The organism is Serratia plymuthica NBRC 102599, from assembly GCF_001590925.1.
In the GTDB taxonomy this organism is placed as follows: domain Bacteria; phylum Pseudomonadota; class Gammaproteobacteria; order Enterobacterales; family Enterobacteriaceae; genus Serratia; species Serratia plymuthica.
Genome location: NZ_BCTU01000025.1, coordinates 153,938 through 166,678, shown reverse-complemented (window position 1 = coordinate 166,678; position 12,741 = coordinate 153,938). Strand labels below are relative to the sequence as shown.

Sequence of the window (12,741 nt, the reverse complement as noted above, 5' to 3'; positions counted from 1 at the left end):
GGGCAATATGGGCAGAGCGCATACTGGGTCATCCATTGGATGATACATAGCGATACCTGCTGAATAAATTAAATTTAGAGACCAAATAAGAGAGTGGACCATCGTGACGCGCAGCGCTCAAACTATTCGGACACGGGGAACCGGGATCCCGCGACTCATCGGGGCGAAGACGGCGTCCCTGCCATGGGCATTGTTGATCGTCGCTGCCGTGATTGGGCATAACGTCGCATACGGCGGCGTGGCGATCGTAGAACCTCTAATCGACAGGGATAAGGGCATTATGTACCTGAAAGCTCGGTCCTGGGACAACAAAGTAGACGGACGGGCCGACAATAAGATCGGACTATGGTCCGAAACCTTTACTTTCTACGGCGGGTGCAATCTGGGCACCGTCGTATATCAAAACAACGCTGGAGTATTCTCGAAAAAGACATTTCGCGAACACATGTATAAAGGCGGGATGATTGTGTCAGTGCGGGAGGAGCTTCCTGACGAAGAAAAGTGCAGGCAGGCCAAAGTGCGATGGGACAATAACGACAACGACGGATGGCTGAGCGTCGACATGAACATCGTATGGTCCGGACACCCTCCGCCCGTGACCTGTGACGTTGTCTCGGGGGATATCGTCCTGCCACCCGCATCCAACACCGACATCGTGCGTGGTACCGCGCCTGTGCGCATCACATGCGATGGGTCGACCGACTTCATCGCGTCGATTGCGGCGGAGAGTGATGGGCGCCTCCAATATACTGCGGGGGGGGCTGTGGACATGACGTTTGACGGCGGTGATCCTGCCCAGCCATACACCATTCACGGCCGGGCGGAGAAAGGGGCAGTCATCGAAACTACCCTGCGGGCCACGACCGTGGCCGGGTGGGCCGAACCTGGGACCTACATCGGGCATGCTGTACTCAGGGTCGAACTACCGTGAACCGGGGCCAATATCGCAAACCGCCGTGGCGACCGCCGATCTATCCGTGCCCTAGTGGCTTTGCGGCGCTGCTTAGTCGTCGTTGGGTGGGCACAGCGCGGGGATAGCTAACGCGGGGCCCATGCGATCAATACCCGCTGCCTATTACTGAATGGTGCCGGCCGTTGTTTTCGACCCAAGTGAGAACACGGGGTTTTGGCGGGTGTCTGGCTACTTCCGGGAGAGTGTTTTATTCCCACATGGAGCAGGTGCGTATGACGGATCGGCGGCGATATGCGGTGCTGTATTTGATTTTATCGGCGGCGGGGGTACAGGCGTTAATCGTGCTGTTGCAGCTGCTTGCTCCAGCAATTGCACAGGGCTTATGACGGAGGCCGTATGGTTTACCCCCACCGGGTCCACCATAGCGCCCAGAGCGCTGGAAAACCATCGTGCACGACGCGCGCGGCTTTATGAGCAAGCTCGCCGACAGGGGCTGTCATCGACAGAGACTGAGTTGCGAGTGCGGACGTACGACGCACGGTGGACATTATGGGCAGAGCGGATGCTGGGTGATACTTCCGATAGTCTATGACATATCGATCATTCTATCACGTCACGGCGTTCTTCCCGATTAGGTGGAGTTGGCCAAAATTTCGGTCTGTCTGCCACCAATTTCTACTTTATAAACAAAAGTCAACATAATGATACCGCAAATCCATACAATTCGAGACTACACAATGCTGATCCTCCGCACGTGCGTACTCGTCCTCCCCCTGTCCGCATTCGCAAATGTGACCGTGTCCGTGACGGAAGCGCCCACCGTACCTGGTGGTATGTTCTGGGCCGGGATCGTGGGTGCAAGCGAGAGTGACCCGACCCCTAACCCGTGCTATGAGCGTCCGCTGTGTAATCTGAGCTTCTTTACCATAGATGAATCGTGGCTACCGGACGGGTGGTGGAGTGGGTACTACACCGGGGACGCTGAACGGTGGATACATGATGATAACGGGAGCGACAGCGATTACCGAACGATTGGGTCATGGTGGGCGTCAGTGAGGAACAAAGGCAGGCTCGGACACGACCATTTGCCCGTCGCATGGGAGAAAATGGGGCCGTGCGTCGTCCTGGCCGCGTCGGACGGGAAACAGGGGGGGGCTGGTCCTTGGGTCCATAGTGTCGAATTGCGCCCGGGGCCTCGTACAGGCGACGTCGTGCAGAATCAGTCCAAGTCAAATAGACGTGCGTCTCGACGCGGTCCAGGGCTCGGAAGCTACCCCGGTCGAGATACCAGGCATTGTTGCAACGTGTGACTCGGCAACGGATGTCCAGGTTGAGACCAATACGGGGGAGCAGATACCACTTGGTGGGGATAACACGGCAACGGCCATCCTGGACTGGGGGAACGGTTTCGGGCGCCCGCTGTCCATGCACTTTACGGGTAGCGGACAACAACCCATCCTACTACGTGTTAAAACTTCGGGCGTATCTCGGCTTCAAGCTGGGACCTTTTCGGGAAGTGCAATAGTGAACGTGACTTACATGTGACGCGCTTACTATCATGCCCCGGGCAGCGACGGGGCCTGATGTTATCTCCTCGGTCCCCGCGGAAGGGCTTGAGCTTAGCAGGATAATCCCATTGTGTGGGCCTGTGGTGCGAACTCGCGTAGCCATACCGATAGTATGATACGAGTTGAACTGATCTTCTCTTCGCCCCGCGGCGGGTTAGTGGAGAAATAATACCGCTCTGGATCTGGGTAACGGCACTTATTTTAGTATTAAGGACCAGGAAAGGAAAATCGCCTTCGAAACGCCAGTCAAGTTTTGGGATAACGTGCAAAGCGGCAATCAGCAGACCGTCCCTTATCAAACCGAACTTAGCGCGAAGGATGTATTAAAGATGGGCGTGGCTGCTAAAAGCATCGTGCTGTACGCCAATTATCGTTAAGTTTTACGCTTAGCCGATATTCTCATAATCTAAACGGCGTTATTGATATACCCGTCATACTTCAAGTTGCATGTGCGTTGGCTGCGTCTGCTCACGCCAGTCACTTACTTGAATAGCTCCTGGGGATTCTCAGACTTGCCGCCTTCCTGTAACTCGAATTGTTTTGGGTATAGCGCCATTTTTTATAATATTGCCAGGTTTTTTATGATATTCGATCGTATTTTTTTCTTATTTATATTTTTGATTTTTATTCCGCTGGCGATATATATCCCCAACCCCGGCGGGATTGGGTTGGCGTTGCCATTTAATTTGCTGGTCTACGGTGGAGTGGCCCTATTAATGGGGGGGTGCTGGCGGGCAACACCGCTGCGCCGGGTGGTGATAACGCCGACCTGTCGCGCAATAATAGCTACCTGTTTACTGTTGGCGCTGCCGGTAATATTTACCCGGCCCGAATGGCAAAGCGCCGCCGTTTGGCGGCTGGCCGGCTTATTTGCCGGGGCACTGTTTTATTTCACCTGGTTGCAGGTGCGCATGACCGCACGCCAGCGCCATGCGGTGCTGTATTTGATTTTATCGGCGGCGGTGGTTCAGGCGTTAATCGTGCTGTTGCAGCTGTTTGCGCCAGCGATTGCACAATCCTGGATCCCATCCGGTAGCCTGCGCGCCTTCGGCATTTTCCAGCAACCTAACGTGCTGGCGAGTTTTATCGCCACCGGATTGGCGCTGACGTTGGCGGCGTATGTGCTGCCTGGGTTCCAGCGACTGAATCCGCGTGCAGAAAGCTGGCGTCGCCGCGCCCTGGCCGTGGCGCTGGTGTTGCTGCCGATGGTGTTGGTGTGGGTGCAATCCCGCACCGGCTGGCTGGCGGGTGCCCTGGTGCTGGGGCTGTTTGTCCTGTGTTTTTGCCGCCGTTATCCGCAGGCTGTCGCCATTGCCTCACTGCTGGTTGCCGGCGGCAGCGTGGCGGCGGCGCTGGTGCTGTGGTGGGGTAATGAGCTGGGCGGTGCTTTGCGCTATGCCAGCCATGCCGGCTCCAACCACGCACGCTACACCATGCTGCGCGATACGCTGGCGATGATCGCCGAAAAGCCGCTTCTTGGCTGGGGTTACGGCGGTTTTGAGTACAGTTTTCAGCATTTTCGCATTAACCAAACGCCGCCCACGGCAGTGACTGAAATTGCCCGCCATCCGCATAACGAATTGCTGCTGTGGTGGGTGGAAGGGGGCGTGGTCGCGCTGCTGGGTATGCTGCTGCTGGTGTGGGCGGGCATCAAACTGGTGGCGCGTGCCCGTTGGCACGACAAGCGGGCCTTGGCCTGTGGCAAAGCATCGGCGGGCGAGGCACTGGCACTGTGTCTGGCGCTGTTGCCGATTGCGTTGCATAGCCAAACCGAATACCCGTTTTATCTGTCGGCACTGCACTGGCTGGTGTTCCTGCTGTTGCTGGCAATGCTCGATCGGCTGGTTGGCCCGCGCCTTGGTTCCGGTACGGGGTTAAAGCACTGGCGATTGCCGATGCTGGCCCTGTCACTGGCGGCGTTGTTCGTTATGGCGACCGGGTTTTACAGCGGGCAGGTATTGACCCAGGCGGAGCGCGGCGGGTTGCAGGATATGCGGCAGGTGGAGGCATTGCCAGGCTGGGCGAGTTGGATGCATGACGATCGCCTGCAGTTTGATCGCCAGTTGGCAGGCTTGCTCGCCTTTAACCGAACGCGTGACGAGCAGCGGCTGGAAACCTATGCCCAATGGGCGCAGCGTTATCTGAATCACCGCATTGATAAAAACGTTTACGCCAACCTGTTGGTTATCTTGTATCAACAGCAACAATATGTGCTGGCCGATGAACTGCGGTATGAGGCGGCGTTATTGTTTCCCCATGACAGGCGGTTTGCGCGTTCAAGCTTCTGACGGCAATAGGCATAAAACACTGTCTATCCCAGATATCTGTTTTACTCTCTAGCGTGTTTATTGATATGAAAAAAATACTATTGATGAGTCAATGCCAGTTCACGAAGCTGGCATTAAAAGCCGTGTTTGAAAATAAAACAGGCTATGAAATGGCGTTTATTGGAGCGGATTATTTAAGCGAGGGGGATGTTGGTCAGGCGATAGTTTTAATTCATGTTACCGATGACGACTACCCAACCATTTTACCCTTGCTAAGGAGTCCTCATTTTTACGGTCATCAGGATATCATCTTCATTGCGCAAAAGCGGGTTATCGCAATCATGGAGTATTTATCCATGAAAACACTCAGGTTTATCGAGGAGGGTGCAGGCGTTGAGGTGTTTGAGCGTGAAGTCATACAGGGAGGGGACTTTTCTGGCACTAAAGGCAATCGTGAGGTTTTATCTTTTATCGAATACAGTGTGCTGAAGCTTATCATATTAGGCATGAGCCCCACCAAGATTGCATTTAGAACAAGGAAAAGTATCAAAACCATCAGCAGCCAAAAAATCAACGCGCTGAAGAAGTTGGGTTTAGATAACACCCCCTATTCGTTGGTCAAACTGTCGAAGTTATTTAATTGATTTTATAGCGAATGTCTGCTGTCTGAATGGTGTTTTTATTTTTATTATAGAAGGATATTAGTATGTTAAGAAATCAATGGGTGATGCAAAAGTCTCGTGAAATGGCGCTGCACTATATTGCCCACGCCGGGGTGGTCTATTCACCAGAGGAATTTATAAAAAAGGTGAGTGAAATGGAAGGCGTATTTGCGAGCATTTTATTAGCCGAGAAAAAATAAAACCCGGAGCATTGCGGATCTTTCACCTATTTTCCCTTCGTCAGATCCGTTTTCGCTAAATAACGGCGTTTAATACCGCGACACCCTGAGCTTGAGACAGGTGAGGAACATGCAGGTTAGCCGACCGTTGAGCGCATAGATGGATTCACGGCGTGTCGGCGCTCTGCATGCTTTTCACCTGTAGCACGATTAGGTGCAGCTCTTTAGCGGATGAAGCACATCATCCGCCTCAATATATATTCTCAATTTTCCAAATCAATCCCAAAATAGCGTATCAGCGTTGCACGCTGTTCGTCTTCGGAATGCAGCGTCGATTCATGGCGCTGGTGATCTTCGGTGATAATCAGCTTGTTCTCGCTGAGGGTCACCCGGCCATTTTCGGTTGGCCGCGAGCACACCAGCCGCTGGGTAAAATGCGACTGCGGCGAGGTGCTGTGGTAGTGGCACATGCCGTCGAACTCACTCGGCTCACGGGCTTGCAGGGTAAAGCGGTACAGGGTTTTGGCGTGCGACCGATTGTCGCCGTTTCGGCGTTCCAGATAGTAGGTCTCGCCTTCCTGTTCCAAATGGAAGGTGCCGCTGGTCTGCGGTTGCTGCTCGGTGGTGGTGATCTTCAGCGGCGTCAGGAACGAGTCGCCAAACCCCACGTCCACCAGATACGGCTGATCCAGCTCCACCTTCAGCGCCATATGGTCGAAGGGCGCGCCGAAGCTGCCGTCGCGGGCGCGGATCTCACCGGAAATAAACTGCACGTTAAAGCCGATGTCCTTCAACAGCGCGGCAAACAGCCGGTTCAGCTCATAGCAAAAGCCGCCGCGGTTGCGTTCGACAATTTTATTGAACAGCGCCGGTTCTTCCAGATGAATGCCCTGGCGATAAATAATGCTCAGGTTTTCAAAGGGCACGCTCAGCATATGGCAGCGGTGCAATTGTTGCAGCGTCAGGAGGTCCGCCTGGGGGATGCCTGCGAATCCAATATGTTGCAGGTAGCGTTGTTTATCCACGGTGTGTCTCGCAGCAAAAAAATTGATTATAAAATAGTTGGATTTTTCACTGCTGTGGGCGCAATACGTGCTGCGTCAAAACGCCGGGGGTTTGCCTGCCGCTTGCAGCAGCAGATTCACCCAGCGGCGGGTGGTGGTGCTGACGAACGCGCTGTCTGCCCAGCACAGGCGATATTGATAGGCGCAGGGCAGTTGCCCGTGCTCGCCAAACACCGGCACCAGCTTGCCTGCGGCTAACGCATCCTGCGCCACCGCCAGGCTGCCGAGCACGATACCGTTGCCTTCCATCGCTTCCTGCAACGCATGGCCGACGCTGTTAACGGTGAGGATGCCGCGCGGTGCCGTCGCGCCTGCGCCAAAGGCGGCGAACCAGTCTTGCCAGCCGGCGGCGCCCAGCCCTTGCGCGTCCTTCCACGGTGAGTGAATCAAGGGGGCCAGCGGGAGATCGGCGAGGGTGAACGCAGGGTGCGCGGCAAGAAAGGCGGGGCTCGCCAGCGGCGCAAAGGCATCGGCCAACAGTTCGCGGGAATGCGGCGGCGGGTTGGCGGTGGGGCTGTAACGGATGGCGATGTCCGCTTCGCTGCTGGCTAAATCGCGCAGGCTTTCGTTGGCGTCCAGCACCAGCGAGACATCAGGATCGGCGTGGCGCAACGCCGGTAAACGCGCCGCCAGCCAGTGGCTGGCAATGCCCAGCGTGCAGGTCAGTTTCAGCGTTTGTTGCTGCACCGGCCGGGCGCGATCGCTGGCTTTTTGCAGCAGCGTCAGCGCACGGGTGACGTCGGTGGCCAGCCGTTTGCCGGTGTCGTTGAGTGCCACCGCATTGCCCTTGCGGTGAAACAGTTCAACGCCCAGTTCATTCTCCAACTGGCGTATCTGGCGGCTGACCGCCCCCAGCGTGACGTTCAACTGCTCCGCCGCCTCGGTAAAAGTGGCGCAGCGCGCCGCCACCTCGAAGGTATGCAAGGCTTTCAGCGACGGCAGGCGTGGTTGGGCGTTCAGCTTGAGTTTCATTCAACCATATTGCCAATCTATCGATGTTCCACAAGCGATTTTTCTCTTACTTTTTGTCAACGAATCGGACGGGAGAATTGGGTGGATATATTCATGGGGTTAGCCGCCGCGCTGTGCTGGGGCAGCACGGATTTTTTGATCGGCATCAACGCGCGGGCGGTGGGGGTGCGCAGGGCGGTATTTTTCTCCCAGGCGATCGGTTTTGTCATTCTGACCGCGTTGTTGCTGACCACCGCCATTCCCGCCTTTGCGGCGTCGGCCAGGGTTTGGGGGCTGGCGCTGCTGGCCGCCGGCCTGACGGTGGGCGCAACGTTGGCGCTGTCCCAGGCTTTCGCCATCGGCAAGGCGGCGCTGGTGGCCCCCTTGGTCACCAGCTATGGCGCGGTGACCACGCTGTTGTCCTGGCTCGGCGGCGAACGGCTTGGCGCACTGACGCTGGCCGGGCTGGCAGTGTGTCTGTTTGGGGTGATACTCAGCGCGATGGAGCCGGGCCGCCAGCCTGAAAAATCCAGTTCGGCATGGCCCTCCGTCGCCTTCTCGTTGGTGGCTGCGCTCTGTTACGGCGCCGGTTTTTGGTTGCAGGGAAAATACACGCTGCCGGTGCTGGGGCCACGCGTCAGCCTGTGGCTCGGCTACACGGTCGGGTTGGCGGCGGTGTTGATCCTGAACACTGACCGACGAGCGCTGGTTGCACGGCCCACCTGGCGGCAAGGTGGGCTGTTGCTGGCCGCCAGCCTGCTGAGTTTGGGCGGTTTTACCGCCTTTGCCGTGGGCGCCGGGGCGGGCTCGGTGGCTGTCGTCACCGTGCTCAGCACGCTATCCGGCGGCATCGCCGCGCTGTTGGGCGCGCTTTTGTTGCGCGAGCGGCTTTCCGGCCCGCAGTGGCTGGGGGTATTAACGGTATTGGCGGGCGCTGTGGTGCTGCATTTGCAACCGGCATAACTCATAACCAAACAGACTCTCTTACCCCGGACGATCGCCGTTAAAATGGGGATATTCAGATAAGGAGTCAGCATGGATTTAACGCAAAAAGCCCGGCTGTTCGCCACGCAGGCACACGAGAGCTGCAAGCAGAAGCGCAAGTTTACCGGCGAGCCTTACATCGTTCACCCCACCGCTGTGGTGGCGCTGTTGCAGCAGGCAAACCCTACGCCGGAAATGATCGCCGCCGCCTGGCTGCATGATACGGTGGAAGACACCCCGGTGACCCTGGCGGATATCCGCCGCGAGTTCGGCCCTACGGTCGAAAGGTACGTGGAGATGCTGACTGATGTGCAAACTCGCCGTTACGGCGGCGAGCGGTTGCACCGCAAGAATGCCAATCTGCAACACAGTGCGTTGGCCTGCCCGGAAGCGCAAACCATCAAGCTGTGCGATCTGATCGACAACAGCAAAAACATCACCGACTACGAGCCGGCCTTTGCGCGCCAGTACCTGGTGGAGATGTCGCGCTTGCTGTGCGTACTGCAGCAAGGCGACGCCGGGCTGTTGGCTGCCGCCCGCAGCCAATGTGACGCCGCCGTCGCGCTGATTAACCGGCGTAGCGGCGACGACAGTTGGTTCAACACGTTGTGGCAGCAATACGAGGAGCATTTCAGGTTGGCTGTGTAGGTGAGGATTGAAGTTAAAACGGATTATGCTTTTGCGGGCGAGTTTATGAAAATGAAGCTTATTAAATCTGAGGGAACGAGCCGCCTCTAATGAGGTGACTCTTGAGCGTTACCAGGATTTACGTGGGTTGCGGGAAACAATATCAATCTTCTGACACAGCAGTTTGGTGATGTCCACCGAAGCCGGGTTGCTGGCGCTACCGCCGAAGTTTTTCAGGACGATGACAATTCGAGCGTAATTGACATAGCCTTCCGGCAGCGGCAGATACTCCGCAGAATCCAGCGCAGTGATGCGATCCGAAGTCATGGTGGCCGGTGACGTTGGCGTTACGGTGCCGCTTCGTCCCCACTGGCAGGTTTTTTCCAGCACGGTGGTGGTCCCGGCGTTACCCTTAAGTTCGTATTTACCCTGATAGGTGTTAACGGCGACATCCATGCTGCTCAGGCCCTGCAGGTTCTCCAACGTGGCGCGCCACAACACCAGATCGTTTTTTTCAATCGGGAAATAAACTTCGATTTTCTTGTCCGCCGCTGCCGTTTTGGTGGTGGCGGTAAGCACGCCGTTTTGCAGCGTCACCGTCAAATCGGAGGTTTCGGTTTGCGAGATGCGGGTGCCGCTGGCGGCGTAAACATTGTTCAACTGCAGCGCGCCGCTTTCCTTCCATGTCGGCTCTGGCAGGTGATTAACGCCATCGCCGAGATAGAGTTGACGCCACATGTTGATATAGCCAGGAGCGACGATCTTCTTCATTTCAATATGGTTGTTTGACCACCCTTTCTTGATGTCAGAGTTCACCAGATCGAAACCGTCTATGTAGCATTTACCGCTCAAATCGCTGGATTTGTCGAAGTAAAAATACTCAACGTATTGGTAAGGAACCGTGCTGTCGGGATCGGTAACGTTGGTTTGCACGCTGTGCCACTGGCTGTCCTTGATTTTTACCGTGCCGCTGTTGTCACTGGTAAATACCGGCCGGGAGTTGCGGGAGTTTTTATTGCCCCATTCGAAGTGACAGTTTTTAAAATCCAGCGTGCCGGCTTTGAGGTCGAATAACCCATAGTCAGTATTCGCTTGTTGATCGGCGACATTTTTAAAACCGCTGTAGTCAAACGAGCAATCGCGGAAGGCCAACGAATGAACGCCCTGATAATAGTTGTTGCTGTCGCCGAACAGGCATTTGTAGAACACAATTTTTTCACCGGCATTGGATGCGCTTTCGGACCAAATCGGCCACCAACAGCCGCGAACCATAATGCTGTGCCAGCTCTGGATATAGGCGTTGTTGCCAAAAACGATGCCTTTGTAGAGGTTGGTCAGCCAGACGTTTTGCACCAGCAACTGGCTGGCTGGCATGCCATCCATAGTGGGTGCATCGCTGTAAACGCACAGGCCGCGCAGATTGGCTGTTTCTCCTGGCGTGCCGACGATGCGCAGGTTATAGATCGCCGGCGCACCCTGGCTATACAGCACCCGCACGCATTCAATATTGGCTGCGCCGGAAAAATCCAAAATGGTGCCTTTAAAATCAACGGAGTTTTTCCATAATCTTAATTTTGCGGTGGTTTTACATGGGCGCACGCCGCCGGGGCCGACCAGGGTAATGCCTGCAGGCGTGGTGGGGATCGGCGCTTTCCACCATTCATCACCTTTAACCTGTAAAAAATTACTGGCGCGGGTAATGGTCAGGGAATAATCCAGCTCATCGCCAGCCTGATACCACCAGTCAATGCAGTAATCACCGTCATTGATAATACGTTTCCAGCGGCGGTTTTGCGTATCGATCAGAATAGTCGCGCCGTTGTCCAGGCTGGTGGTGTCTGCGCTGTCACGGAGGAATACGCCGTGGTGATAGCGATCTTCAATCATTACGGTTGACTCACTGCCGGTATAGGCGCGCAGGTTGGCGTAATCATTTAATGTAATCATGGTGTAAACCTCACTCTTTCGATGATGCAGGTTACTGCAAGATCATCATTGCAGTAGCACAGTGGCGTATTGAAAATAAAAGTGTGCAGGCCGAGGACGATGCACTTTTAAATCTCCCGGCCTGTGGGAGAAACTTAGCAGGAGGGGCAAGGCAGGTTAAGCCATGAGCGTTGTGCCCGCTGCCAGCGGGCTAACGGCAATCTGTTACGGGCGGTGAGGGTTAGCCGGCCTGCGGTGCGCGGCGAAGATAAGTGAGTGGGTTGAGCGAGCTCAGGTGCATTTGCAAGACCACGCCGCGGCGGAAGACGTAGTTGAGCAGGGTCAGCGACAGCAGTTCGGTCAGCAGGGTGCTGTAGGCGGCGCCCATGATGCCGTACTGGCGGATCAGGCAATAAGAAAGCGGGATATTGATGATAAACACCAGGAACATCTTCTTCGACAGGAAGCCGTAGCCCGAGAACATCACAATGTATTTATAGGCCAGGGTGCCGAGTGCCGAAAGCAGCGTCGCTACCGCCAGCACGCCCATGGCCGGATAGGCTGCCAGATATTGCTCCCCGTACAGCAGCACGATCACCGGTTTGCCGAGCAAAACGATGCCTGCCACGATTGCGGCGGCGATCGCCAGCACCAGCCCATTCAGTTTGGCGGCGGCGCGCACCGCGTCGTCACGGCGGTAAGCGAATATCTTGGCGAAAAATGAGGAGATCACTGCGTTGGTGACGAACATCCAGGCGGTGGCCAGCGTGATGGCGACGGAATAAATGCCCAGCGCTTCGGCGGAAACGAACCACATCAGGAACAGCTGCGCCAACCGGGTGTAAATGGCGATGGAAACGTTGGAGACCGCCAGCGGCAGCCCGCTGGCGAGCAGATAGCGCACATATTTGCGTCGAACGCGGGCGGGGGCGGTAAAGCGCGGGTGGCGGCGATGATAAAGGTGGTGGCGGATCAGATAAGGGATCAGATAAACCATCACGATGGGGATCGCCAGGAAATACAGATGCAGATCAAAATAAACGATCAGGTAACGCGCCAGCAGGGCGCTGCCCAAGCCGGCAACGTTGGCCAGCGTATTGAAGCGCGACTCCAGCCGGGCGTCGTGGTAAATGGTGAACACGTCCCTGAGCGAGAAAAAGCCGGCGACAAAGGTGGCGGCGCAAAAGTAGAAGGTAATGAAGTCGTCCCGTAAACCGGTGTAAAGCAGGATGGCGGCGGAAAACAGGATAAAGCAGCCCTGGCGCAGGCGGTTGGTGGAAAACATCAATGCGGTGCCGGAGCGCGGGTTGCGGCTAATGCGTTTGAACAGCACGGTGTCGGAGCCCAGCAACGCCAGCGTCTGGGTAATGGCGAAAATGGCGGTAGCGAAGGTGATCTTGCCGAAACTTTCCGGGCCAATATATTTTGCCATATAGGCGGTGATAAAAATGACGCCAAGAATAGAGACCATTTTTTCAGATATCATCCAGAATGCATTTTTCACTATGTTGATATCTATGAATTTCAATTGCATCAGCGCTTTTCCCTGTCGCATTCTGTAATAAGAATCATCCGATTATTCCCGTAGCCCTTGTAACGG

General features: G+C 55.7%; 10 protein-coding genes. 6 read left to right on the top strand and 4 right to left on the bottom strand.

The window, feature by feature from the left end; translation table 11 throughout:
• Positions 1-193 precede the first annotated feature (193 nt).
• The 4 genes from SPL01S_RS17965 to SPL01S_RS25505 all read left to right on the top strand — a co-directional run bounded on the left by SPL01S_RS17965 (position 194) and on the right by SPL01S_RS25505 (position 5,610).
• Positions 194-931: a hypothetical protein gene (locus SPL01S_RS17965; protein ID WP_063201829.1), complete on the top strand. Its 738-nt coding sequence runs from the start codon at positions 194-196 to the stop codon at positions 929-931.
• Positions 932-3,062: 2,131 nt separating this feature from the next.
• Positions 3,063-4,769, top strand: a complete 1,707-nt coding sequence (locus SPL01S_RS17955) for an O-antigen ligase family protein (RefSeq protein ID WP_063201822.1) — start codon at positions 3,063-3,065, stop codon at positions 4,767-4,769.
• A 65-nt stretch (positions 4,770-4,834) separates the two neighbouring features.
• On the top strand, positions 4,835-5,392 hold the full coding sequence (locus tag SPL01S_RS17950) for a response regulator transcription factor (RefSeq protein ID WP_063201819.1): 558 nt from the start codon (positions 4,835-4,837) through the stop codon (positions 5,390-5,392).
• Between the two features lie 62 nt (positions 5,393-5,454).
• Complete coding sequence (locus SPL01S_RS25505) at positions 5,455-5,610, top strand: hypothetical protein (protein WP_169800864.1); 156 nt, start codon at positions 5,455-5,457, stop codon at positions 5,608-5,610.
• A 242-nt stretch (positions 5,611-5,852) separates the two neighbouring features.
• Here SPL01S_RS25505 and SPL01S_RS17945 read toward each other — a convergent pair whose 3' ends face one another.
• Both SPL01S_RS17945 and SPL01S_RS17940 read right to left on the bottom strand, forming a co-directional pair.
• Entirely contained in the window at positions 5,853-6,614 is a 762-nt protein-coding gene (locus tag SPL01S_RS17945) for an arylamine N-acetyltransferase family protein (protein ID WP_063201816.1), read from the bottom strand.
• Between the two features lie 75 nt (positions 6,615-6,689).
• Positions 6,690-7,625, bottom strand: coding sequence for a LysR substrate-binding domain-containing protein (locus SPL01S_RS17940; protein ID WP_063201813.1), 936 nt, complete (start codon positions 7,623-7,625; stop codon positions 6,690-6,692).
• Positions 7,626-7,718: 93 nt separating this feature from the next.
• Here SPL01S_RS17940 and SPL01S_RS17935 point away from each other — a divergent pair, with 93 nt between their 5' ends.
• A complete protein-coding gene (locus SPL01S_RS17935; RefSeq protein WP_063201810.1) occupies positions 7,719-8,567 on the top strand; it encodes a DMT family transporter in 849 nt (282 codons plus the stop codon).
• 72 nt (positions 8,568-8,639) lie between these two features.
• Positions 8,640-9,236, top strand: coding sequence for an HD domain-containing protein (locus SPL01S_RS17930; RefSeq protein ID WP_063201807.1), 597 nt, complete (start codon positions 8,640-8,642; stop codon positions 9,234-9,236).
• A gap of 108 nt (positions 9,237-9,344) precedes the next feature.
• On the opposite strand, the gene SPL01S_RS17925 is transcribed toward SPL01S_RS17930, so the two are convergent.
• Positions 9,345-11,162: a putative phage tail protein gene (locus SPL01S_RS17925; protein WP_063201803.1), complete on the bottom strand. Its 1,818-nt coding sequence runs from the start codon at positions 11,160-11,162 to the stop codon at positions 9,345-9,347.
• Between the two features lie 220 nt (positions 11,163-11,382).
• The gene (locus SPL01S_RS17920; protein WP_063201800.1) at positions 11,383-12,675 is read right to left on the bottom strand and encodes an oligosaccharide flippase family protein; all 1,293 of its coding nucleotides are present in this window, start codon (positions 12,673-12,675) and stop codon (positions 11,383-11,385) included.
• Positions 12,676-12,741: the final 66 nt, after the last annotated feature.

What these genes read in the sequence shown, in the direction of transcription:
- SPL01S_RS17955 (WP_063201822.1), top strand. Translation starts at nt 3,063, where the DNA reads ATGATATTCGATCGTATTTTTTTCTTATTTATATTTTTGATTTTTATT.
- SPL01S_RS17950 (WP_063201819.1), top strand. Translation starts at nt 4,835, where the DNA reads ATGAAAAAAATACTATTGATGAGTCAATGCCAGTTCACGAAGCTGGCA.
- SPL01S_RS25505 (WP_169800864.1), top strand. Translation starts at nt 5,455, where the DNA reads ATGTTAAGAAATCAATGGGTGATGCAAAAGTCTCGTGAAATGGCGCTG.
- SPL01S_RS17940 (WP_063201813.1), bottom strand. Translation starts at nt 7,625, where the DNA reads ATGAAACTCAAGCTGAACGCCCAACCACGCCTGCCGTCGCTGAAAGCC.
- SPL01S_RS17935 (WP_063201810.1), top strand. Translation starts at nt 7,719, where the DNA reads ATGGGGTTAGCCGCCGCGCTGTGCTGGGGCAGCACGGATTTTTTGATC.
- SPL01S_RS17930 (WP_063201807.1), top strand. Translation starts at nt 8,640, where the DNA reads ATGGATTTAACGCAAAAAGCCCGGCTGTTCGCCACGCAGGCACACGAG.
- SPL01S_RS17925 (WP_063201803.1), bottom strand. Translation starts at nt 11,162, where the DNA reads ATGATTACATTAAATGATTACGCCAACCTGCGCGCCTATACCGGCAGT.
- SPL01S_RS17920 (WP_063201800.1), bottom strand. Translation starts at nt 12,675, where the DNA reads ATGCAATTGAAATTCATAGATATCAACATAGTGAAAAATGCATTCTGG.